At 71.8% G+C, this 22,848-nt stretch carries 22 protein-coding genes; 8 read left to right on the top strand and 14 right to left on the bottom strand.

Features of this window, described 5'->3' with window-relative positions:
• Positions 1-76: 76 nt before the first annotated feature.
• The gene (locus FB382_RS03410; protein WP_182536815.1) at positions 77-622 is read right to left on the bottom strand and encodes a MaoC family dehydratase; all 546 of its coding nucleotides are present in this window, start codon (positions 620-622) and stop codon (positions 77-79) included.
• A 119-nt stretch (positions 623-741) separates the two neighbouring features.
• Positions 742-927, bottom strand: coding sequence for a DUF5302 domain-containing protein (locus tag FB382_RS03405; protein WP_125038547.1), 186 nt, complete (start codon positions 925-927; stop codon positions 742-744).
• Positions 928-1,090: 163 nt separating this feature from the next.
• On the opposite strand from FB382_RS03405, the gene FB382_RS03400 reads away from it, so the two are divergent.
• Positions 1,091-1,573, top strand: a complete 483-nt coding sequence (locus tag FB382_RS03400) for a DUF6174 domain-containing protein (protein ID WP_182536813.1) — start codon at positions 1,091-1,093, stop codon at positions 1,571-1,573.
• Here the strand turns inward: FB382_RS03400 and FB382_RS03395 are convergent.
• From FB382_RS03395 to FB382_RS03350, 10 genes are all read right to left on the bottom strand, one after another.
• Positions 1,543-2,571, bottom strand: coding sequence for a hypothetical protein (locus FB382_RS03395; protein WP_182536811.1), 1,029 nt, complete (start codon positions 2,569-2,571; stop codon positions 1,543-1,545). The genes FB382_RS03400 and FB382_RS03395 overlap by 31 nt on opposite strands.
• A gap of 50 nt (positions 2,572-2,621) precedes the next feature.
• Positions 2,622-3,818 carry an acyl-CoA dehydrogenase family protein gene (locus tag FB382_RS03390; protein ID WP_125038550.1) on the bottom strand — a complete coding sequence of 399 codons (1,197 nt, stop codon included), beginning with the start codon at positions 3,816-3,818 and terminating at the stop codon, positions 2,622-2,624.
• Positions 3,819-3,940: 122 nt separating this feature from the next.
• Positions 3,941-4,174, bottom strand: coding sequence for a hypothetical protein (locus FB382_RS03385; protein ID WP_182536809.1), 234 nt, complete (start codon positions 4,172-4,174; stop codon positions 3,941-3,943).
• Complete coding sequence (locus tag FB382_RS03380; RefSeq protein WP_182536807.1) at positions 4,171-5,478, bottom strand: DUF6752 domain-containing protein; 1,308 nt, start codon at positions 5,476-5,478, stop codon at positions 4,171-4,173. Before FB382_RS03380 ends, FB382_RS03385 begins: the two co-directional genes overlap by 4 nt.
• Positions 5,475-7,073 carry a class I SAM-dependent methyltransferase gene (locus FB382_RS03375; RefSeq protein WP_182536805.1) on the bottom strand — a complete coding sequence of 533 codons (1,599 nt, stop codon included), beginning with the start codon at positions 7,071-7,073 and terminating at the stop codon, positions 5,475-5,477. The genes FB382_RS03380 and FB382_RS03375 overlap by 4 nt, the downstream gene beginning before the upstream one ends.
• A gap of 11 nt (positions 7,074-7,084) precedes the next feature.
• Positions 7,085-8,161 (bottom strand): endonuclease/exonuclease/phosphatase family protein, encoded by a 1,077-nt coding sequence (locus FB382_RS21980; protein ID WP_182536803.1) that lies wholly within the window; start codon positions 8,159-8,161, stop codon positions 7,085-7,087.
• Entirely contained in the window at positions 8,158-10,353 is a 2,196-nt protein-coding gene (locus FB382_RS03365) for an RCC1 domain-containing protein (RefSeq protein ID WP_182536801.1), read from the bottom strand. The genes FB382_RS21980 and FB382_RS03365 overlap by 4 nt, the downstream gene beginning before the upstream one ends.
• Before the next feature lie 79 nt (positions 10,354-10,432).
• The gene (locus FB382_RS03360; protein ID WP_182536799.1) at positions 10,433-11,821 is read right to left on the bottom strand and encodes a phospholipase D-like domain-containing protein; all 1,389 of its coding nucleotides are present in this window, start codon (positions 11,819-11,821) and stop codon (positions 10,433-10,435) included.
• Between the two features lie 160 nt (positions 11,822-11,981).
• A complete protein-coding gene (locus tag FB382_RS03355; protein WP_182536797.1) occupies positions 11,982-12,368 on the bottom strand; it encodes a hypothetical protein in 387 nt (128 codons plus the stop codon).
• 9 nt (positions 12,369-12,377) lie between these two features.
• Complete coding sequence (locus FB382_RS03350; RefSeq protein WP_182536795.1) at positions 12,378-13,514, bottom strand: hypothetical protein; 1,137 nt, start codon at positions 13,512-13,514, stop codon at positions 12,378-12,380.
• 68 nt (positions 13,515-13,582) lie between these two features.
• On the opposite strand from FB382_RS03350, the gene FB382_RS03345 reads away from it, so the two are divergent.
• Genes FB382_RS03345 through FB382_RS03330 form a run of 4 tightly spaced genes read left to right on the top strand, consistent with a single transcriptional unit; the run spans position 13,583 to position 16,921 of the window.
• A complete protein-coding gene (locus FB382_RS03345; RefSeq protein ID WP_125038559.1) occupies positions 13,583-14,869 on the top strand; it encodes a magnesium transporter MgtE N-terminal domain-containing protein in 1,287 nt (428 codons plus the stop codon).
• Entirely contained in the window at positions 14,862-15,383 is a 522-nt protein-coding gene (locus FB382_RS03340; protein WP_182536793.1) for a DUF1003 domain-containing protein, read from the top strand. Before FB382_RS03345 ends, FB382_RS03340 begins: the two co-directional genes overlap by 8 nt.
• Before the next feature lie 44 nt (positions 15,384-15,427).
• On the top strand, positions 15,428-16,582 hold the full coding sequence (locus FB382_RS03335) for an Mrp/NBP35 family ATP-binding protein (RefSeq protein ID WP_182536791.1): 1,155 nt from the start codon (positions 15,428-15,430) through the stop codon (positions 16,580-16,582).
• Between the two features lie 3 nt (positions 16,583-16,585).
• Complete coding sequence (locus FB382_RS03330) at positions 16,586-16,921, top strand: sec-independent translocase (protein WP_125038562.1); 336 nt, start codon at positions 16,586-16,588, stop codon at positions 16,919-16,921.
• A 339-nt stretch (positions 16,922-17,260) separates the two neighbouring features.
• Here FB382_RS03330 and FB382_RS03325 read toward each other — a convergent pair whose 3' ends face one another.
• Positions 17,261-17,800 carry a hypothetical protein gene (locus tag FB382_RS03325; RefSeq protein WP_182536789.1) on the bottom strand — a complete coding sequence of 180 codons (540 nt, stop codon included), beginning with the start codon at positions 17,798-17,800 and terminating at the stop codon, positions 17,261-17,263.
• 113 nt (positions 17,801-17,913) lie between these two features.
• On the opposite strand from FB382_RS03325, the gene FB382_RS03320 reads away from it, so the two are divergent.
• From FB382_RS03320 to FB382_RS03310, 3 genes are read left to right on the top strand one after another with little or no spacing between them, the layout of a single operon-like run.
• Positions 17,914-18,618 carry a LysM peptidoglycan-binding domain-containing protein gene (locus tag FB382_RS03320; protein WP_182536787.1) on the top strand — a complete coding sequence of 235 codons (705 nt, stop codon included), beginning with the start codon at positions 17,914-17,916 and terminating at the stop codon, positions 18,616-18,618.
• Between the two features lie 12 nt (positions 18,619-18,630).
• Positions 18,631-19,140 (top strand): Rv3235 family protein, encoded by a 510-nt coding sequence (locus FB382_RS03315; RefSeq protein ID WP_182536785.1) that lies wholly within the window; start codon positions 18,631-18,633, stop codon positions 19,138-19,140.
• Between the two features lie 18 nt (positions 19,141-19,158).
• Entirely contained in the window at positions 19,159-19,716 is a 558-nt protein-coding gene (locus FB382_RS03310) for an SRPBCC family protein (protein ID WP_220481246.1), read from the top strand.
• A gap of 248 nt (positions 19,717-19,964) precedes the next feature.
• Here FB382_RS03310 and secA read toward each other — a convergent pair whose 3' ends face one another.
• The gene (gene secA / locus FB382_RS03305) at positions 19,965-22,790 is read right to left on the bottom strand and encodes a preprotein translocase subunit SecA (protein WP_182536783.1); all 2,826 of its coding nucleotides are present in this window, start codon (positions 22,788-22,790) and stop codon (positions 19,965-19,967) included.
• Positions 22,791-22,848 lie beyond the last annotated feature (58 nt).

Raw genomic sequence — 22,848 nt, 5'->3', positions numbered from 1 at the left:
CGCCAAACCCAACGGCGTGTGACCAATGTCCCGCCGGGTCTTCACCCGGCGGGATCCGTGCAGGTCAGACGGCGTTTCAGTCGGTCTTGGCGGCGCTGTCGGGGCCGGGCCAGTTCTTGTCCGGCTGGGGCACCGGACGACCGGGCTGCTCGCCGCCGCGCTCGGTCAGGTAGCTGTCCTTGGGCACCATCACCTTGCGGCGGAAGATGCACACGACCTTGCCGTCCTGGTTGTAGCCGATGGTCTCCACGTGCACGACCCCACGGTCGTCCTTGGACTTCGACTCCCACTTGTCGAGCACCGTCGTCTCGCCGTACAGCGTGTCGCCGTGGAAGGTCGGCGCGACGTGGCGCAGCGACTCGATCTCGAGGTTGGCGATCGCCTTGCCCGAGATGTCCGGGACGCTCATGCCGAGCAGGATGGAGTAGACGTAGTTGCCGACCACGACGTTCTTGCCGAACTGCGTGGTCTCCTCGGCGTAGTTCGTGTCGAGGTGCAGCGGGTGGTGGTTCATCGTCAGCAGGCAGAACATGTGGTCGTCGAACTCGGTGACCGTCTTGCCGGGCCAGTGCTTGTAGGTCGCGCCGACCTCGAACTCCTCGTAGCTACGACCGAACTGCATGCCCTGCTCCTGACTGACCGGCGGATACGTACGCGCCCATCCTGCCGAACCCGGCACTCGCCGAGCAGCGTCTGGACGCGTGCGTTATCTCACCCGTGGGAGCAGGGCTCGTTCGTCGCTCAGCTGCCGCCGCCACCGGCCTTGCGCCGGTGCATCTTGGGGGCGCCGCCGACGACCTCGGACCCGTGGGCCTTCTCCTTGACCGGCCCGTCCTGGTGGACGCCCTTCTCCTTGTTGTTCTTGGCGTCGAGGGCCGCGCGCATCTTCGCCTTCAGGTCCTCGTTGCTGCCGTTCGAGTCGGACATGCGTTCCTCCGTTGTTCGGGGCCGGGGCCGATCGGGTGCTGCGCCGGTGTTGCGCTGGTGCTGCCCCCACCCTCGCACCACGGGCAAGCCGGAGTCGACCGCAATTGCCGACCCGGAGTGTCGGCGGCGGGATCCACGAGGGCGGGTGACGCGTCTGACCTGCATGAGAGCCGCACTTCCCGCCGTCGTGGTCACCGTGGCCACCACCTTCCTCCTGTCCGCGTGCGGGCAGGGCACCCCGGTCGCCTCCGACCCCGGCCCGTCGGAGTCCCCCACGCCCACGGCCAGCCCGACCGTCGGCACCTACCCGGCCTTCGCCGCGGCCGACTACGCGTTCACGCTGAAGGTGAGCTGCTTCTGCGCCGACGCCGGGCAGCCGATCAGGGTCACGGTCGCCGGCGGCAAGGTCTCCGGCGCGGTCTGGGCCCGCACCGGTCGCGGACACGTCGAGGGCGACCCGGTCGAGAAGTACCGCTGGATCACCATCAACGACGTCATCGACGCGGCCAACGACACCGGAGCGGCCCAGGTCGACGTGACCTGGCCCGAGGGCCAGGACTGGCCGACGTCGGTCTACGTCGACCAGAGCAAGAACATGGCCGACGAGGAGGTCGGCTACACCGTCTCCGACGTGACGGTGGGCTGACGCCGCTCCCCCGCCCGCAGCACCACGCTCCCGCGCAGCGCGGCGACGGCGGCCGCGGCGATGGCCTCGGCCGGCAGCCCGTCGGGGTCCACTCCGGCGACCGACGTGGGCACGAGGTCGGCGAGGTCGCCGACGACCCGCGCGCCGGACGCGCCCAGCCGTACGACGATCTCGGCCGATCGGTCCCGCAGCCACTCGGGCGGCTCGAAGCCGATGGCCGGGGCGTCGGTGCGGCCGGCCAGCACCCGCTTGGCCAGGCCGAACTTCACCAGCGTGTGGTAGTCACCGGCCGACACCTCGTCCCCGGCGAGGGCCTCGTTGAGCGAGCGCAGCAGCACGGCCGAGGCGGCGTCCAGTGAGGTGTTCGCCGGCCGCACGTCGACGCAGCCCTCGCCGGGGATCCGGGCGGCCGCGCAGAAACGGTCCCACAGCACGCCGGCGGGCGCACCCGGTGGCGGCACGGTCACGATGGTGACCCGGTCGGGGCCGACCGCGGCGACCCAGTTGCCGACGATCCGGGCCATGCCCTGCTGGCGCCAGAACGCCTGGGCAGGTTTGCGCTTTCCGTGGAGGAGGTCGACGTACCCGTGCCAGGTGAGGGTGCCGCCGTTCTGGAGCGCCTCCTGCCACATGGCGGGGACGCCCCGGCCCAGGTCGCGCAGCGTCAGGACGACCTCGACGGGGGTCTCCCCGAACGAGCCCACCACCTCGGCGATCCGCTCGGGCCGCGCCGGCCCGAGGAACTCCATGCTGACCACGGCCGTGCCGTCGTGCTCGGCCACCTCGTCGACCAGGCCACGCCAGCGGCCGGCGGTCGCCGGGCCGGCCTGCTTGCGGCCGAGCACGTCGCTGACGGCCAGCACCTGGTCGCGCCAGACCTGCCCCGGAAACAGCACACCTCCCGCCGCGAGGAGGTCACGGTTGGCGGTGAGGCGCTGCTGGAGGTACGACGTGCCCGACTTCATCAGTCCCACGTGCAGGACCACCCGCTCCGCCATGGCGGCAGGTTATCTGCATGTGGGGCGTCCGGACGGGCACGCCGCGACGGTCAGGCCTTGAGCTTGTAGTCCTTGAGCAGGCTGCGGCCGATGATCATCTTCTGGATGTCGGCGGTGCCCTCGCCGATCAGCATGAACGCGGCCTCGCGGTAGAGGCGCTCGATCTCGTACTCCTTGGAGTAGCCGTAGCCGCCGTGGATCCGGAAGGAGTCCTCGACGACCTCGTTGCAGTACTCCGCGGCGAGGTACTTGGCCATGCCGGCCTCGACGTCGTTGCGCTCGCCGCGGTCCTTCATGCGGGCGGCGCGGACCATCATCGCGTGGGCGGTCTCGACCTTGGTGGCCATCTCCGCGAGGCGGAACAGGATCGCCTGGTGCTCGGCGATCTTCTTGCCGAAGGTCTCGCGCTGCTGGGCGTAGGCGATGCCGAGCTCGAAGGCCCGGTTGGCGATGCCGCAGGCGCGGGCCGCGACGTTGACGCGGCCGACCTCGACGCCGTCCATCATCTGGTAGAAGCCCTTGCCCGGCTCCCCGCCCAGGATCTGGTCGGCCGAGATCTTGTGGCCCTCGAAGATCGCCTCGGTGGTGTCGACGCCCTTGTAGCCCATCTTGTCGATCTTGCCCGGGATGGTGACGCCCTGGGCGGTCTCGCCGAAGCCGGGCTCCTTCTCCACCAGGAAGGTCGTCATGTTCTTGTAGACCGAGTCCGAGCCCTCGTCGGTCTTGCACAGCACCGCGACCAGCGTGGACGTGCCGCCGTTGGTCAGCCACATCTTCTGGCCGGTGATCTCGTAGCCCTCGTCCGTCTTCGAGGCCTTGGTCTTGATCGCCGAGACGTCCGAGCCCAGGCCCGGCTCCGACATCGAGAACGCGCCGCGCACCTCGCCGGTGGCCATCTTGGGCAGGTACTTCTTCTTCTGCTCCTCCGTGCCGTGCTGCATCAGCATGTAGGCCACGATGAAGTGGGTGTTGATGACACCCGAGACGCTCATCCAGCCGCGCGCGATCTCCTCCACGCACAGCGCGTAGGTCAGCAGCGACTCGCCCAGGCCGTCGTACTCCTCGGGGATCATCAGCCCGAAGATGCCGAGCTCCTTGAGCCCGTCCACGATCTCCTGCGGGTACTCGTCCGCGTGCTCGAGCTCGGTCGCGACGGGAAGGATCTTCTCCTCCACGAAGGTCCGGACCGCCTTGAGGATCTCGCTCTGGTCCTCGGTGAGTCCTTCGGTCTCGCAGAGACGACCCATGGTGTTGCTCCTTCGCTCAGGTCCCGGATCAGCCGGGGTACGACGTGCAGGTGGGGCCCGGCGAGGCTACCGGCCGGTAGCCAGCGGGGGCTATGTCCTGGGCCACAACCGGGCTCTGCTGTTCACGAGGCGTCCAGGCCGTGCTCGTCCCGGAAGCGCCGGCGCTGCTGCAGCGGCCCGACCAGGGCCTGCTCCAGCTCGGTCACCTTCGCGGCCAGCGGCTCGGCGAGGGCGGCGTTCTCCGCGACGGCGACGGCCAGCTCGTCAACCCGGCGCTGGAGGTGGATCACCTCGTCCAGGCCGATGCCGGCCACCACCCGCCGGGCGACGGTCCGGGGGCCGGGCACGGGCCTCACAGCGACTCGTTGCGGTAGGCGTTCAGCGCCCGGGCGGTGACCCGGCCGTCGCTGGAGCGCGGCGGCAGCAGCAGCTCGGTGACCACGTCGGTCAGCTCGGCCACGCGCAGGTGCAGCGACCGGCTCTCCGCGACCTGGGCCTCCAGCTCGGCGATCCGCTCCTGCAGCGCGACGGTCCGCTTCTCGACGCGCGGCGCGGTGACCCGTCGTACGACGCCCTTGCCGATCGCCAGGATCCGGGACCCGTCGTCGGCGAGGGCCTCGGGGGTGCCGGCCGCGTCGCGCTCGTGGGTGCGCTCCCGCACCAGGACCAGGAGCCGCACGATCGCCTCGACGGCGACCTCGAGCAGCTCGGCGTCGGTGGCCTGGCCGGGGGTCCGGGCGTCGGGGCGGGTGGCGGTGATGTCGGCGAGGTCGCCCTGCACGTCGTAGCCGGCGGCGCCCAGCGCGGCGACGGCCTCGTCGGCACGGCGGGTCGCGTCGGCGAGCTGCTCGTCGGTGAGCCCGATCGGCTCGCGGCCCAGCGGCGCGAGGATCCCGTGGGCGAGGGTGTCCCGCAGCCAGAGGGCCTGCTCGCGGTTGCCGGTGATCGGCTCGCCCACGTGCTCGTTGACCCGGCGCAGCAGCTCGGCGGCCGCGAGCCCCAGGGACTCGTTGACCCGCTCGACCGCCGGGTCGACGGCCGGGACGTCGATCGCGCAGGCGGCGGCGAACCGGCGCCACAGCTCGGTCTCGTCGCCGGCGTCGCGAGGCACCGTCACGACGTGCACGTGGTCGGCCGGCAGGGTGGCGCCCCACCGGGCGGCGACGCCCGCGGGGTCCATCGTCCGCCAGCCCCACTCGGCGCGGGCGCCGGCCTTCTCGGGCCGCGGCTTCCACTGCTCCAGCGGGGTGGTCAGGGCGAACTTCAGGCGCTCCTGCCAGGCCGAGGGGACGGCCCGGGCGAGGTCGCGAGCGGTGATCACGACGTGGACGTCGAGGCCCTCGAGGTCGGCCAGCGCCGCCTCGACCTGCTCGGCCGACGCGCCCGCGAAGAGCTCGTAGGACAGCACGGCGACGTCGCCCCGCCAGCCGCGGATCTGCTCGACCAGCCGGGACCAGGCCGTCGAGGCACGGGCCGGCAGGGACTCGAGCCGCGGGTCCTCGCGGACCACCATGGCCGCGTGGATGCGGTCGAGGTGGCGGTCGCCGACGACGAGCACCCCGGCGTCGGCCAGGACGCGACGGTTCTGCTCCAGCACGCGCTGGAGGTAGGTGGTGCCGGACTTGGGGGCGCCGACGTGCAGGTAGACGCGCTGGGTCATGCCTGTCCTTCCCGGTCGGCCCGGCTCGCGGGCCACTCGACGATCATCCTCCACCGCGCGGGCGGGCCGCCGTGGGCCGCGGCGCCGGCGGCCTGGAAGCCCTCACGGTGCACGACCCGGCCACCGGCCCTGGTCGCGTCGCCCTCCACGACCCGTGGGTCGACGGGGTGCAGCCGGCCGCCGCCGTGCTCGGCCCGGGCCTCGCCCGCGTCGTGCCGCGACAGCGAGCGGCCCTCGAGGTAGGCCCGCCCCCCGCCGCGCAGGGCCATGGCGGCCAGCCGCCAGAAGTTCTCCGCGCCGTCGGGGTCGAGGGTCTCCAGCAGGTCGCGGGCATAGACCGCCTGCTCGTGCTCACGGTCGCGCGAGACCAGGGCGCCGCGGGTCAGCACGTCACGCAGGTCGTAGAGGTTGAGGGTGTCGAAGGTCGCCGGCAGCTTGCCGCGACGGGCCAGGCGCGCCGGGCGGCGCAGGCTCTGGCGCGCGTAGTCCAGGGCGAGGACGTCGATCCCGCGGGAGGCGAGCAGCAGCGCATCCTCCCCGGTCCCGGCGCCGACCTCGACGACCCGGACGCGGCGCGACTCGCCGGCGAGCCGGCCGGTGATCTGGTCGGCGACCCAGCCGGCGAACTCCGAGGGGCCGTGGCCCTCTTCGCCGGCCAGGTCGGCGAGGTGCCGCTCCCAGTCGCGCCGCTGGCGCATCAACGAGGAGAACCAGCCGTCGAAGCGGGTGGTGATCTCGGGGCCGGGCTCGTGCCGGAAGGACGGGTCCGGGACCCGCCAGTTGGGACCGTAGGAGACGGCGAGCATGGCGTCGGGATCGGCCGGCGCGGGCAGCATGCGGCCCTCGAACATCATCTCGGTGAGCGGCAGGATCGCCGAGCGCGGCACCGGGGTCCGCACGGTGGCGGTCTCGTAGAGCAGGTCGCCGACGTAGAAGCAGGTGTAGATGTCGATGCTCGACATGCCACCGTCGGGCGAGGTGAACACGACGGTGATGAAGGAGCCGGACTTGTTCAGCACGTTCATGCCGTGCCGGCGCAGTGCCCGGCCGATCCGGTGCAGCTCGACGACCATCTCGGCGGGGGTGGGCTGCTCGCTGAGGTAGGCCAGGTCGACGTCGGAGTCGTGGCCGATGACCTTGCCCTCGCGGGCCGCGCCGAGCAGGGTGCCGAAGGCGATCCAGCCCTCGACGCCGCACTCCTGGCGCATCACGTCGAGGATCTGGTCGGTGATGTCGACCATCTGCTCGACCACGCTGGCGTCGCGGCCGGAGAAGGGGCGCTGCAGCAGGCCCCACTTGTCGATCATGACGGGGATGCCGTCCTTGTCGACGAACCGGACCCGGCCCTCGCCGCCGCCGAAGGAGACGTCGCCGGCGAAGAGCTCCTCCTCGCCCGCGACGACGCGCACGGCCGAGGCGCCGTCCAGCCAGCGCTTCATCCGCCTGGGCCACTCGACGTGGGTCTCGCCGGAGCCGTCGGGCTCGGCGGAGAACGACCAGGCCATGTGGTCGTCGAAGTAGACGTCGGCGGACCCCGAGAAGCCCGCGGGGAAGTGGAGTCCCGCGTCGTCGACCCTCGCGCCTGTCTCTGCCACGAGAGGGGAGGCTACGGCACCGAGACCTGCGCGGTGAGCACCGCGTGGTCGGTGATCCGGCGCACCTGCGGGCCCGTGTCGAACCGGAAGCCGGTGAACGCCGTATCGGTCGAGCCGAAGATCCAGTCGACCCGCATCTGGGTCGGCGGGTGGCACACGCCGTCGTTGGAGCCGCCCTGCGCCGCCTCCAGGTCGGTCTGCCCGGTGATCTTGCAGAAGGCTTCGGCGTGCTCGTTGAAGTCGCCCATGATGAAGACCGGGATCCCGTCCTCCTGGCGCAGCTTCTTGATCGCCGCGATCTCGATCGCGGTCGCCTTGTCCCGCTCCCCCTCGCGCCCCTGGGCGTCCTTGGGCGAGTTGTGGATGTTCAGGACGTAGAGCTCACGGCCGGTCGCGAGGTTCTGCAGCCGCACGATCGGCTGCGGACGGGTGCCGCCCATGAACGGCACGGTGATGGAGTCCTCGTAGGTCGCCTTCCACACGGAGGTGTCCCACATGACCGACTGCGGGATCCCCGAGCCGCCGAGCGCGGTGCCGGGCCAGAAGTCGAAGCGGCCGCCGGTGGCCCGGTTGATGGCGTCGAGCTGGTCGGCCTGGAGCTCCTGCATGCCCACGATCGTGGAGCCGTACGACGACAGCAGGGCCGCCGACCACTCGGCGCGGATCCGGCCCGGGGCGAACTCCTGCGCGTCGGCGCCCGGCGCGGTGTGCTGGCTGCCGAGGACGTTGAAGCTGGTGATGGTGAAGTCGTAGGGCTGGGCACCGGCGAGCTTCTGGACCTTGTCGCGGAACTTCGCCGTGCCGGGCAGCACCTTCTGGATCGCGATCTCGCCGCGGTCCTTCAGCGCGTCCGAGGCGATCTCCTCGGGCGACATCGTCGCGAGCTGCTCGGCCGGGATGCTGGTCGGGGCCGAGGGCGCCGGGCCCTGCGAGGCCGGGGGCTCGTCGCCGCGGAAGGTGCCGAGCAGGTTGGCCGCGATGATCACACCGACGATCGCCACGACGCCGCCGACGGTCGCCAGTGCCGTGACGCGCTCGGAGGAGGACCGGGGCTCCTCGGAACCCGGCTCCTGAGGACTCTGCGTCACTGGACCTCCTGTGGCACTGCTTGGTCGACGACGGTGCCGTTGCCGACCTGACCGGCCTCGTTGTTACCCCAGCATGCGGTCACTCCGGTGCTGAGGCCACCACAGACGTGCATCCAGCCGGACTCGACCGACACCCAGGACGAGCCGGACGACACCAGGGTGGGGTCCGAACGCTGCTGGTTGGTCCCGTCACCCAGCTGGGTGTAGCGGTTGGCGCCCCAGCAGTAGGCGTTGCCGGAGTTGTCGAGCCCGCACGTGGAGGCGTCGCCGGTCGAGATGCTGGTCCAGATGTGGCTGCCGTCGACCGGAGCGGGCGAGCGGCTCAGGTTGCGCGAGCCGTCGCCCAGCTGGCCCTTGTTGTTCAGTCCCCAGCAGCTGGCCCGGCCGTCGGTCGTGACGCCGCACGTGTGGGCCCACCCCGCGCTGAGCTGGTACCAGGAGGCGTCGGTGCCGACCTGGACGGGGACGGGCTGCGGGTCGAGGTTGGTGTTGCCGAGCTGGCCGAAGATGTTCTGGCCCCAGCACCACGCGGTGCCGTTGGTGCGGGTCGCGCAGGTGTGGAACCCGCCCGCCGTGACGTCCTGCCAATCCTTGTCGACGCCGACCCGGGTCGGGTAGCCCTTGACCTTCATGGTCCCGTCGCCGAGCTCGCCGCGGCTGTTCTGGCCCCAGCACCACAGGGTGCCGTTGGTGCGGGTGCCGCAGGTGTGGAACCAGCTGGTGCTGACGCTGGCCCACCCCGTCGACGTGCCGACCTGGACGGCGGCGAGCTGCGGCTTGCCGCGGCCGATGCCGAGCTGGCCCCAGTTGTCCAGGCCCCAGCACCACAGGGTGCCGTCGGACTTGACCGCGCAGGTGCTGGCGCCGCTCGTGCTGACCTGGGCCCAGTCGGTGTCGTGGCCGGCCTGCACCGGACGCGTCTGGTAGCCGGTCGAGCCGTTGCCGAGCTGGCCGAAGTTGTTGCGTCCCCAGCACCACACCGTGCCGTCGCTGCGGGTCTCGCAGCTGGATTGGCCCCCGGCGCTCACCGACGCGGACTCGGGCGTCGTGGTGAGCACCACGACCCCCGTCGAGCCGGTCGTGCCGGGGGTGGTGCCGCTGACGACGTACGAGATGTTCCAGGTGCCGGTCTCGGTGGGGGTGCCGGACAGCACGCCGTGCTCGTCGAGGGTCATGCCGGGCGGGAGGTTCTGCGCGTCACCCCACACGACGCCGGCCGCGGCCGCGGGGGCGACGGTGACGCCGAGCTGCTGGCTGAACGGCTGGCCGGTGCGGGTCGTGACCACCTGGATCTCCGGGCGGGGCAGCGGCCACAGGGTCGTGGCGGTCCACAGCCCCTTGGCCGCGCCGCGCACCGCGGCGGCGCCGTCGTCGAAGCGGTAGCTGCGGGCCGCCTTGAGGGCCGCCCTGACCGTGGTCCGGCTCGGGTCGCAGACGAGGTCGCCGGCGGTGCAGACGTTCCAGGTGGAGTACGTCGGGGTGCCGGCCGGGACGTCCGGCTGCGGCGGCGCGATCAGGCGGGTGAGCACGCCCGGGTGCCCGACGGGCGCGGCGGGGGCGCCGACGAGGTGGCTCGCGACGCTGTGCGCGCGGCGGTCGGGGTCGGAGACGAGCGCGGCGCCGACGACGCGGGACAGCCCCTCGGGGCGGTCCTGGAGGCGCAGCAGCACGCGGTGGACCACCGAGGCGCCCTGGGCGTAGCCGACGAGGACGACCTGCTGGTCGGGGCAGGAGTAGGCGGCCTGGTCGAGGGTCTCGAGCATGCTGCTCACCCCGCCGGGGACCGGGTTGCGCCAGGCGCGCGCCCGCTTGGCGTTGACGGCCTTGAGGGCGACGTCGGGGGTGTGCGCGCCCACGAGTGCGGCGGGGTCGGCGCCGCCGAACTCCACGCGGGCCATCTCCACCGAGCGGTCGCCCGCGACGGCGAGCCGGGTGTAGGCCTTGCGGAAGTTGCCGACGGTGCGGCCGAAGTCGGAGCCGTCGGTGGGGCCCTCTCCCCCGCCGTCGATCCCGACGAGCAGGATGTCGCGGCACTGGTCGACCACCGCGGCGGTCCCGGCGCCGAGGACGGCGCGGTCGCGGGTGCGCCCCGGCTCCGGGGTGCCGGCGACGTGCAGGACGGCGGCCACCATGGCCGCGGAGACCAGGGCACCGATGGCCAGGGCAAGCAGCTGCCCGGCCCGTCGTCTCACGCGTCACACCCTAGGTGAGCGAAATGCCAGAACCCGGGAACCGCGACGGCGCGGTCCCCGGGTTCTGGAGATGCCTGGGTCAGTCCAGCTGCATCTTGGCGTAGGGGTCGACGCCGTTGGCGATCGCGCGCTTGAACGCGAGCCGCACCGACTCCGGCTGGCCGGGGTTGTTGCTGAACTTCGGCGGGTTGGCGAAGAGGTAGTCGAACCACTGGCTGTAGGTCGCGCGCACCTTCGGGTCGAAGATCCGCATCACGACCTCGTCGCTGGCCAGGGCGACGCCGGTGTAGTTGGCCGAGCCGTTCCACACGACGTTGGCCGAGGTGTTGCCGTCGTAGACGCCGCTGACCGCGAGGGTCTTCATGTGGAGGTAGCGGTCGTAGACGCCGTCCTCGTCGAAGTCCTGGGCGATCTGCCTGATCGGGACCGGGCCGCGCGTGGTGTGGCGCAGGATGCTGAGCACCTCGTTGCCGAACACGGCGTAGACCATCTTGATGTCGCAGCCGCGCTGCCACATCTGGCGGATCCGCTCGGCTATCGCCTTGCCCCGCTCGCCGTGCATGGAGGTCTGCGCGAACCGCAGCTTGGTGAAGCCGTTGGTGCCGGTGCCGTTGGTGGCGCCCTTGCAGACCATCTTGTTCAGCTCGACGAGGAGCGGGTCCTTGGTGGTGCCGTTGGCGTACTTCGTTCCCTTGCCCTTGTAGGGGTAGAAGTACGACGTGAACCGGCCGTGGTGGTAGCTCAGGAACGGCTGGTCGACGTTCTGGTCCTTGCGCATCTGGTTGAAGACGCCGTTGAACTCGTTGTACATCTCCTTCTTGTTGCGCACGGTGTAGAGGTCGTTCCACTGCGCGTACGTCGCCAGGTCGGTGGCGTTGAAGGAGCCGTACTCGACCACGTGGTTGGCCTTGCCGGCGCGGCTGAACAGGTAGAACTTCACGTGGGCGATGCCGCCCGCGGCCCGGCAGGCGCTGACGCACTCGCGGGTGAAGCTCTCCATGTCCTTGCTGCGGTTGTGCTCGTGGTGCTTGAGCGCGTTGGTCAGCCGCTCGAAGGGCGGGTTGGGGTTGTCGGCGTTGGCGTTGAGCCGGTCGATGACGACGCGGACCGAGACGCCGCGGCGGTGGGCCGCGATGAGCGCGTCGGTGATGTCGGGGCTGCGGAAGTTCCAGGTCGCGATCCGGATCTTCGCGCGCGGCGGCACGCTGTTGATGGTGCGCAGCAGGTGCGTGACGATCGTGCGTCGGTGAGCCCGGTCGCCCAGCGGGTTGTTGACCTTCACGCCGGTCACCGGCGTGTAGTGGTCGGGCGCCGGCGGCGGCTTGGTCGTCGTCTCGCCCTGGCGCAGGGCCACGGAGGCGGTGGTGCTGCTGGTGGCGGTCGGGGCGGCTGATGAGGGGAAGGAGCCGAGCGTCCCCACCAGCAGCAGGCTGCTGGCCAGGACTCCGGCGGCAGTCAGTCGTCGCACGCTGTGGTCACTTCCGTTCCGGTGAGACATCGGGTTAAGGGGTGTCTCCCGGCCGTGCCGGTGAGCGGCGACGATCACGTGGTGCGCTGCGTACCCCCGGCTGGAACTCTAACAGGGGAGACCCTCCGGTCCGCGCTCCGTCGCGCGGGCCCCGGGTGTGTCAGCCGCTGCACTTGCGCAGCGTGTCCTGGTACTTGGCGTCCTGCGCGAACGGCTTCGTCGCGAGGTGCACGGTGCCGTTGCGGACGGCGAAGAAGCGCTCGTCGTAGGTGAACAGCGGCTTGCCGAACTCGCAGTAGCGACCGTCCGGCTTGATCCGCTTGGTGCCCTCGTAGCAGCCCTGGAAGCTGCCAGGCAGGGTCGCGCCCTCGACCCAGACGACCGTGCACTGGGGGGTCGGGAGGTCGGACGACGCGGAGGAGCTGCTGCTCGAGGTCGGCGTGGAGCTGCCCGCAGGGTCGGACGCCGTGGTCGCGTCGTCCCCGCAGGCCGACACGGCCAGCGCGAGCGGCAGGGCGAGTGCGGCCAGTGTTCCTCGCGTCCTCATGGGGCGAGTCTACGCGTCGGGACGGTCTCGCCGGGGCGCCTTGCGCAGCCCCGCGAGGCGTGCGCCCACCCGGCCGAGACGCTTCCGGGGCGGCGTGTCGCGGCGCGCCTCGGCGACCAGTCGCTCGGCCACGCCGGCCGCGTCGAGAGCCGCAAGCGCCGCCGCGTCGACCTCGTCGGGATGCGGCTCACCGGGGCCTGCGAGCACCGGCTCGAGGTCGGCGAGGTCGCCGTGCACCGGGTGGCCGGCGGCCCGGACCCGGTCGAGCACGCGGGCGGTCGCCGGAGCGAGGACGTCCCCCAGCGGGGCCGGGGTCCGGGGCCGCTCACCCGGCTGGCGGGCGAGCACGCCCTCGGCGTACTGCTTCTTGACGATGCGGTGGTAGACGCCGGCCTCGAGGCGCCCGTCCAGCGCCGCGTTGAGCTGGCGCAGGTGCGCGATCTGGAGCGTCCCGAGCGAGGCGTTGGCCCGGTCGGGAGTGTCCGCCTCGACGAGGGCCGCATCGATGCCGGCGGCGTCGGCGAACCGCTCCCACAGCGCCGTACGTCGATCGCCGGGGGCGGGGCACACCACGAGGTGCACGCGCTCCGGCGGCACCGCGGTCGACCAGCGGGCCAGCGCGTCGGCGGCGTCCTGCGCGTGCCAGAAGTGCGGCCGGGCCGGGTCGCCGGGCGCGGTGTCGGCGCGGAACTGGTCGCGCTCGAAGTCGGCGAAGGAGCGGGTGTCGCCGAGCTTGACCTCCTCCTGCCAGTGGGCCGTGGCCTGGCGGCCGAGGTCGCGGGCGGTGACGACGACGTGCACCTCGAGCCCGGCCAGCGGCGCGAGCGCCTGCGCGATCTCCTCGGGCGTGGCGCCGGCGAGCACCTCGTGGCTGATGACGGTCGTGCCCGGGAAGTCGCGGGCCCGGTCGCACAGTGCCTGCCAGGTGCCGGCGACCTGCTCGGCGGTGAGCCCGAACTTCGCGTGGCTGCCGCGCACCTCGACCGCACCGTGGAACATCGCGCCCGGCCGGAGGAACGGGTAGAGCACGCCCGCCTCGCGCAGCACGTCGCGGTGGTCGACGAGCAGGCCTTGCAGGTGGGTGGTGCCGGTCTTGGGCAGCCCGACGTGCAGGACGACGCGCTGGCCGGACAGGCGGGCGCTCACAGCGACATCACGCCGACATGGTGCCACTGGCGCCGGTGTGGGCACCGCGGCCGGTAGCGTGGGGGAACGTGAGCACCACCCCCTCCCGCGTCTTCGCAGCCAAGCTCGTCGGGCTGCCGATCTTCGACCCCCAGGGCGACCAGGTGGGCAAGGTGCGGGACCTCGTGGTGGCGCTCCGCTCGGAGGTCAGCCAGCCGCGGGTGCTCGGGCTGGTGGCCGAGGTCTTCGGCCGGCGCCGGATCTTCGTGCCGATGACGCGGGTGACCAACATCGACAGCGGGCAGGTCTACACGACCGGGCTGCTCAACATGCGCCGCTTCGAGCAGCGCTCCACCGAGACCCTGGTCATCGGGCAGATGCTCGACCGCACGGTCACGATCCCGTCCACGGGCGTGGTGGGCACCGTCTACGACGTCGGGATGGAGCAGGCCCGCAACCGCGACTGGGTGCTCAGCCGGGTCGCCGTGCAGGAGCCGGCCCGCGGCTTCCGCCGCCGCGGCCAGACCCACGTCGTGGAGTGGCGCGACGTCGAGGGGCTGACCCGCCGCGAGGACGCGCAGGGAGCCACCCACCTGATCGCGGCGCTCAACGAGATGCGGCCCGCCGACGCGGCCAACATGATCCACGAGCTGCCCTTCGAGCGCCGGACGGCCGTCGTGGCCGCCCTCGACGACGAGCGGCTGGCCGACGTGCTCGAGGAGCTGCCCGAGGAGGACCAGGTCGAGATCCTCGAGCACCTCGACTCCGAGCGCGCGGCCGACATCCTCGAGGAGATGTCCCCCGACGACGCGGCCGACCTGATCGCCGACCTGCCGCCGGACACCGCCGCCACCCTGCTGAACCTGATGGAGCCCGACGAGGCCGACGACGTCCGGCGCCTGATGTCCTACGCCGAGCACACCGCCGGCGCGATGATGACCCCCGAGCCGGTCATCCTCGGCCCCGACGCGACCATCGCCGACGCGCTCGCGCACGTCCGCAACCCCGACCTGACTCCCGCCCTGGCCGCGCTGGTCTACGTCTGCCGCCAGCCGCTCGAGGCGCCCACGGGCAAGTTCCTCGGCGTCGCGCACATCCAGCGCCTGCTGCGCGAGCCGCCCTCGACGCTGGTCGCCGGCGCGCTCGACGACTCGATGGACCCGCTGCGTCCCACGGCCAGCATCGAGCAGGTGGCCGCCCACCTGGCCACCTACAACCTCGTCGCGGCCCCGGTGGTCGACGACGACGGCCACCTCGTCGGTGCCGTCACCGTCGACGACCTGCTCGACCACATGCTCCCGGAGAACTGGCGCGACCTGGTCCTGCGACCCGGCGACGCCCGCCCCGGCCACCGCCGGGGGGTGAGCCGTGGCTGAGCCGCGCCAGCCCCGCACCCGCCTGGACACGCCCAAGGAGACGCGCCGCCCGCTCGTGCGGAGGCCGGCGTACGACGCGGACGCGTTCGGCAGCTTCGCCGAGCAGTTCGCACGGTTCATGGGGACCGCGCGGTTCCTGCTCTACATGACCGGCTTCGTCCTGGTCTGGGTCGGCTGGAACCTCCTCGCTCCCGAGGACGCGCGGTTCGACAACTACCCGTTCATCTTCCTCACCCTGATGCTCAGCCTGCAGGCGTCGTACGCCGCGCCCCTGATCCTGCTCGCGCAGAACCGCCAGGAGACGCGCGACAAGGTGATCGCCGAGCAGGACCGGCAGGCCAACGCCCGGGCCCACGCCGACATGGAGTTCCTCGCCCGCGAGGTCGCCTCGCTCCGGATGGCGGTCGGCGAGGTCGCGACCCGAGACTTCCTGCGCTCCGAGCTGCGCTCGCTGCTGCAGGACCTCGAGGAGCGCGCCCGCCTCCTGGACGAGGACGAGTCGGCCACCGCGTGACCTGCGGCGGGACGGTTCCGCACGACCATCTACCCTTGGGGATCATGAGCACCCCCTCTCTCGAGCAGGTCAACGCCGCTCTCGCGACCGTCAACGACCCCGAGATCAAGCGCCCCATCACCGATCTCGGCATGGTCGAGTCCGTCGAGGTCGACGAGGGTGGCCTGGTCCGGGTGACGGTGCTGCTCACCGTGGCGGGGTGCCCGCTCAAGGACACCATCAACCGTGACGTGACCGCGGCCGTCCAGCGGGTCGAGGGCGTCACCGGCGTCGACCTGACGCTCGGGGTGATGTCGGCCGAGCAGCGCGCCGGCCTCCAGGAGACTCTCCGCGGCGGCCAGGCCCAGCGCGAGATCCCCTTCGCCCAGCCCGGCTCGCTGACCAAGGTCTTCGCGATCGCCAGCGGCAAGGGCGGCGTCGGCAAGTCCTCGGTGACGGTCAACCTCGCGCTCGCGATGGCCAAGCAGGGGCTCAAGGTCGGCATCGTCGACGCCGACATCTACGGCCACTCGGTGCCCGCCATGCTCGGCGTGGCCGACCACCGGCCGACCCAGGTCGAGGACCTGATCATGCCGGTCCCCACGCCCAGCGGCGTCTCGGTCATCTCGATCGGCATGCTCAAGCCGCGCCGCGACCAGGTCGTCGCCTGGCGTGGCCCGATGCTCGACCGGGCCCTGGTCCAGATGCTCGCCGACGTCTACTGGGGCGACCTCGACGTGCTCCTCCTCGACCTCCCGCCGGGCACCGGCGACGTCGCCATCTCGCTCGGCCAGCACCTCCCGGGTGCCGAGGTGGTCGTGGTGACCACCCCGCAGGAGGCCGCGGCCGAGGTCGCCGAGCGCGCCGGCACGATGGCCTCGATGATGCACCAGCGCGTCGTGGGCGTCGTGGAGAACATGAGCTACCTGCCCTGCCCGCACTGCGGCCCCGAGCACAAGCTCGAGATCTTCGGCTCCGGCGGCGGCGACCGGGTCGCAGCCACCCTCTCGCAGCGGATCGGCTCCACCGTCCCGGTCCTGGGCCGGATCCCGCTCGACACCTCGCTGCGCGAGGGCGGCGACGTCGGCAAGCCGATCGTCGACGCCGACCCGACCGCCCCGGCGGCCGTCGAGCTCAGCAACATCGCCGCCACGCTGTCGGGGCGTGGCCGCGGACTCGCCGGGATGCAGCTCGGCCTCACCCCGACCAGTAAGTTCTGACCCATGTTCGGTGTCGGGCTCCCCGAGATGATGGTCATCGCCTTCGTGGCGGTGCTCGTGTTCGGGCCCGACAAGTTGCCCGACCTCGCTCGCCAGGCGGGTCAGATGATCCGCAAGGCCAAGGAGTTCGCCAACTCCGCCCGTGACGAGCTGCGCACCGAGCTCGGCCCCGAGTACGCCGACCTCGAGCTGCGCGACCTCGACCCCCGCACCATCGTGCGCAAGCACATCGTCGAGGCGATGGAGGAGGCCGACCGGGACGCCCGGTCCTCCCGCCGCCCCGGCCAGCGCCCGCTCGACGAGGGCGAGACCCCGCCGTACGACGCCGACGCGACGTAACCGGTCGAGTCGGCGCAACTGCCGGCCCGGGTCAGCTCGGGTGCGCCGCGTAGCCGTCGGGATCACCGGTTAACCGGTGATCCCGACCGCAGGAGTGCGCACGATCATCACCGAGCGCCCCAAAATGATGATCCTGCGCACATGCGACCCCCAGACCCAGCCAGGGCTCCAGGGCGCCCGCGCATGCGGGCGGCGCGGCGAAGCCGTGCCGACAAGCGCGCCGCCGGCCGACCGTCAGGGTCCCGGAGTCAAGGACGGCGAAGCCGCCGCGCAGCGGACCGAGCGAAGCGAGGGTCCTTGACGCCGGGAGACGGTCGGCCACGCGCGCGGGCGCACCAGCTAGCGGGACTGGACAGCAGCGACCGACTCGAACGCGACGAGCACCGTCCGGGCGCCGGGCCCGTCACCCACGGCCGCCTCGACGAAGTCGGCGCCGACCCGGCGCAGCACGGCCTCGTGAGCGGCACCGTCGACGAGGTGCACCACGCACCGCTCCCCCGCCTCGGCGAGCCGGCGGAGCGCCGAACCCAGGCCCAGCTTCGCGACGGGTGACCACGCCACCTCGGGCACCGAGCGCTCCGAGGCGCCGTGCACCAGCGCGACCGCGGCCGTGCGCACGACCCAGTCCTGGGCGGGCCCGGCGAGCAGGCACCAGCCGGAGGCGACCCGCTCCAGCACGCCGCTGATCCGTCCGACGCCGCGGACGTCGAGGACCACGTCGAGGCCCACCGACGCGGTCAGCCGGCTCTCGAGGGTGACGTGGTGGTACTCCGCCCGGCTGCGGTCGGCCAGCTCCAGCTCGCGCTCCGCGTCGTAGAGCGCCTCGGCCTGCTGCTCGAGGTCGTCGAGCACCGCGAAGAGCTCCTGCTCCCAGCTCATGCGGCGACCCTGCCATCCCCTCCCCTGACGCACAACGCCTGTGCACAACGCCTTGACGATCCGAGTAAAACGGCGTTTCCTAAAGCAAACAGAAGCAAACGCAAGGATCTCGGATGAACCACCACCCTGCGCGTCCCACCCGCTGTGCGACGGTCTGGCTGCTGGCCACGGCCGCGGCCGCCGGCCTGGTGGCCCTGCTCCTGCCCCTCGCCCTCCCGATGGCTCGCGCCGCCAGCCGCGGCGACCTCGCCGGCCGTCCGTTCGACGACCTGCTCGTCGGGCTCTGCGCCGCCGTCGCCGTCCCGGCCACGTGCTGGCTGTGGGCGATCACCACGCTCGCGACCCTCGAGGCGGCCCGGGGAGGCGCCCACGGCGACCCCCACGGCGTCCCCCACGGCGTCCCCCACGGCGTCCCCCACGGCGTACGACGCCTCGTGCTCGCCGCCTGCGGGGTCGCCCTGACCGGGGGCCTGACCACCACCCCCGCCTTCGCGGACACCCCGCAGGCCCCTCCGCAGGACCTGCGGGCCTCGGCGATCGTGGCCCGGGTCGTCAACGGGCTGCCACTCCCCGACCGCGCCACGACCACCACGGTGGTCGCCGCCCACCCGGTCCGACGGTCGGAGTCGGCCGGGCGGGTCACCGTCCACCGCGGCGACACCCTGTGGGGCATCGCCGCCCGCGACCTCGCGCCCGGCGCGAGCGACGCCGACATCAACACCCACTGGCAGGCGATCTACGCCGCCAACCGCGGCGTCATCGGCGCCGACCCCGGACTCATCCATCCCGACCAGCAGCTGCGCCTCCCGCGCGCGTGAACAGGAGCTCCGATGTCCCACCACCGCGTCGTCCCGTTCCGTGGCCCCGCCCCGGTCACCAGCGTCCAGGGCACCCTGGCGCTCGACCTGGTCCCCCGCCACGACCCGCCGCCGCGCCGTCCCGCTCGGGCAACCACGAGCGGCAGCGCCGACGTCATCCCGATCGACCTGCGGCTGCGCCGCGAGGTCGAGGCCTGGGCTCGCCGCTACACCCAGGCGGCCGTCGAGATCGTCGGCGGCGACCGGCCGGTCGCCCAGCTCGTCCGCTGGTCCTCCCGGGAGGTCCACGACGACCTCGCCCGTCGGGCCCTGCTCGTGGCCCGCGCGGGTGGCCACCGCCCGGGCCAGGGCCGGGTCCAGCCGGTCCGGCCGTCGGTCGTCGGCGTGCACACCTGCTTCCTGGACCGCACCACCGTCGAGGTGAGCGCCCATGTCCGCTACGGCGCCCGCTCCCGGGCCGTCGCAGCCCGCTTCGTACACCGCCAGGATCGCTGGCTGTGCACGGCCCTCGAATTTGCCTGACGGGTCGAAGATGGACGCGTGAGACTCGCGCCCGCCCGACCCGACGAGGTGACGGCCACCCGGCCCGGCGACGACATCGTCCCCGGCGACCCGGTCGTGATGGACCGCGGCTGCTCGTTCGACGCGCCGCCCGAGGTGGTCTGGCCGTGGCTGGAGCAGCTCGGCAAGGGCCGGGCCGGGTGGTACCTCCCGATCCGCGTGGAGCAGTTCCTGCCGCCGTCACGGCGGGCGATCCGGCACGTCGACGACCGCTGGCTCGGACTGGAGGTCGGCAGCGTCATCCCCGACTACGGCGGCCGGCACGAGACCTTCACCGTCGCCTCGATCGACCCCCCGCACTCCCTCGTCCACCGCTCGCGGCGCAGTCACACCGACGTCACCTGGAGCCTGACCCTCACCCCCGAGGACGGCGGCACGCGCCTGCACCTGCGGCTCCGCCTCGGGCCCGTCAAGCACCGGCGGCTCGCCGAGGTGGCGGGCGGGTTCTTCGACGCCCTCACCGTCGCCGGGATGGTCGCCGGGCTCCGCGAACGACTGCGCGAGGAATATCGACAGCGGTGTGGGCTCGCCGCGTAGCCAGAGCGGCCCCAGCGGTGAGCCATCAACCGAACCCGACTTGCAAACGGTTCACCACCCACCGCCGGGCCGACCCGGCGGTGAGCCATCAACCGAACCGGGCAGGGAAAGGGTTCACAGCTCACCGCTCCCGCCGCCAGGGCGCCCGCGCACGGGCGCCACACTTATCCCGACAGCAACACGCAAGAAGCAGCAAGGGCCGTGACCGGGATCGGTCACGGCCCTTGCCAGCGTCGCTGGACGAGCGTTCAGCTGATGCGCGCGGTCAGCCCGGTGGGGCCGCCCGGAGCACCGTGGCACTTCTTGAACTTCTTGCCCGAGCCGCAGGGGCAGTCCGCGTTGCGGCTGGCACCGGCGTAGGGGTCGTCGGCGTTGCTGGCCGTGGTGCCCTTGACCTCGACCTCGCCGTCCTCCGACGGGGCGGAGTAGGTCAGGGCTGCGGGCTGCTTGGGACGGTCCAGGCCCTTGGCGTGGATGTGCGGGGCCTCACGAGGCGCCTCGGCGGCGTCGGGCAGCACCCGGCGCAGCGGCTCCTCGACCTCGTCGTCGTCCTCCCAGCCGTCGTCGGTCTCGGTGTCGTCGATGGTGACCTCGAGGTTGAACAGGAACCCGACGGACTCCTCCTTGATGCCGTCCATCATGGCCGCGAACATGTCGAAGCCCTCGCGCTGGTACTCGACGAGCGGGTCGCGCTGCGAGTAGGCCCGCAGGTAGATGCCCTCGCGGAGGTAGTCCATCTCGTAGAGGTGCTCGCGCCACTTGCGGTCGAGCACCGAGAGGACCACGCGACGCTCGAGCTCGCGGAGGATCTCGTCGCCCATCTCGGCCTCGCGGGCGTCGTACGCCGCGTGGGCGTCGGCCTTCAGCAGCGCGATGAGCTCGTCGCGGTCGATGTTGGCGCGGTCGCCGTGCTCACGCTCGAGGTCGGCCAGCGAGATCGACACGGGGAAGATCTGGCGCAGCGCGGTCCACAGCGCGTCGAGGTCCCACTCCTCGGCGAGGCCCTCGGTCGAGCCGAGGACGTAGCCCTCGACGACGTCGTCGATGAAGGTCCGGATCTGGTCCTGCAGGTCCGCGCCCTCGAGCACCTTGCGGCGCTCGCCGTAGATGACCTCGCGCTGGCGGTTCATCACGTCGTCGTACTTGAGGACGTTCTTGCGCGACTCGAAGTTCTGCGACTCGACCTGGCCCTGGGCGTTGGCGATCGCACCCGTGACGCGCTTGTTCTCGATCGGGACGTCGTCCGGGATCTTGAGGACCTGGAGGACCCGGTCGACCCAGTCGGACTTGAACAGCCGCATCAGCTCGTCCTCGAGCGAGAGGTAGAACCGGGACTCGCCGGGGTCGCCCTGGCGGCCGGACCGTCCACGCAGCTGGTTGTCGATGCGGCGCGACTCGTGGCGCTCGGTGCCGACCACGTAGAGGCCGCCGAGCGCACGCACCTCGTCGTGCTCGGTGGCGACCTGGGCCTTGATCTTCTCGACCATGGCGGGCCAGGCGGCCTCGTAGGCCTCGGCGGTCTCGCCGGCGGGCTCGAGGCCCTGCTTGCGCAGCTCGTCGTCGGCGAGGAACTCCACCGAGCCACCGAGCATGATGTCGGTGCCTCGACCGGCCATGTTGGTGGCCACCGTGACGGCGCCCTTGTGACCGGCGAGCGCGACGATCTTGGCCTCGTTGGCGTGCGCCTTCGCGTTCAGGACGGTGTGCGGGATGCCGCGCTTGCGCAGCAGCTGCGAGAGGTGCTCGGACTTCTCGACCGACACGGTGCCGACCAGGACCGGCTGGCCGTTGGCGTGGCGCTCGGCGATGTCCGTGGCGACCGCGTCGTACTTGGCCTCCTCGGTCCGGTAGACGAGGTCGGGCCGGTCGATGCGCTGGACCGTCTTGTTGGTCGGGATCGGCACCACGCCGAGCTTGTAGATCTTGTCGAACTCCGACGCCTCGGTCATGGCCGTGCCGGTCATGCCGGACAGCTTCTCGTAGAGGCGGAAGTAGTTCTGGAGGGTGACGGTGGCGAGGGTCTGGTACTCCTCGCGGACCTCGACACCCTCCTTGGCCTCGATGGCCTGATGGAGGCCGTCGTTGTAGCGGCGGCCGGCCAGCATGCGGCCGGTGTGCTCGTCGACGATGAGCACCTCGCCGTTCATGACGACGTACTCCTTGTCGTTGCGGAACAGCTCCTTGGCCTTGATGGAGTTGTTCAGGAACGAGATGAGCGGGGTGTTGGCCGACTCGTAGAGGTTCTCGATGCCGAGGTGGTCCTCGACCTTCGTGATGCCGTCCTCGAGGACCGAGATGGTGCGCTTCTTCTCGTCGACCTCGTAGTCGACGTCGCGCTCGAGCTTGCGGACCAGGCGCGCGAACTCGTCGTACCAGCGGACCTCGTCCTGGGTCGGGCCCGAGATGATCAGCGGCGTCCGGGCCTCGTCGATGAGGATCGAGTCGACCTCGTCGACGACGGCGAAGTAGTGGCCGCGCTGCACGCACTCCTCGATCGAGCCCGCCATGTTGTCGCGCAGGTAGTCGAAGCCGAGCTCGTTGTTGGTGCCGTAGGTGATGTCGCAGTTGTACGCCGCGCGCCGCTCGTCGGGGCGCATCTCGGGCAGGATCACGCCGATCGTCAGGCCCAGGAAGTGGTGGATGCGGCCCATCAGCTCGGCCTGGTACTTGGCGAGGTAGTCGTTGACCGTGACGACGTGGACGCCCTTGCCGGCCAGCGCGTTGAGGTAGGACGGGAGGGTCGCGACGAGGGTCTTGCCCTCACCGGTCTTCATCTCGGCGATGTTGCCGAGGTGCAGCGCGGCGGCGCCCATCACCTGGACGTCGTAGGGCCGCTGGCCGATCACCCGGCGGGCAGCCTCGCGGACGGTCGCGAAGGCCTCGGGCATGATGGCGTCGAGGGTCTCGCCGTCGGCGAGGCGCTTGCGGAACTCCTCGGTCATTCCCTGGAGCTCGGCGTCGCTCATCGCCGTGAAGTCGTCCTCGATGGCGTTGACGGCCTGCGCGATGGCCTCGAGCTGGCGCAGGATCTTCCCCTCGCCGATGCGGAGGATCTTGTCAAGAATGGCAGGCACGACCGCGTAACTCCTTATGACGACACTGGCGGCGCCACTCTACCCAGCGAGCAAGGCG

This window comes from Nocardioides ginsengisegetis, from assembly GCF_014138045.1.
In the GTDB taxonomy this organism is placed as follows: Bacteria; Actinomycetota; Actinomycetes; order Propionibacteriales; family Nocardioidaceae; genus Nocardioides; species Nocardioides ginsengisegetis.
The sequence above is the reverse complement of the archived record's forward strand: the minus strand, read 5'-3'. Positions and strand labels throughout refer to the sequence as shown.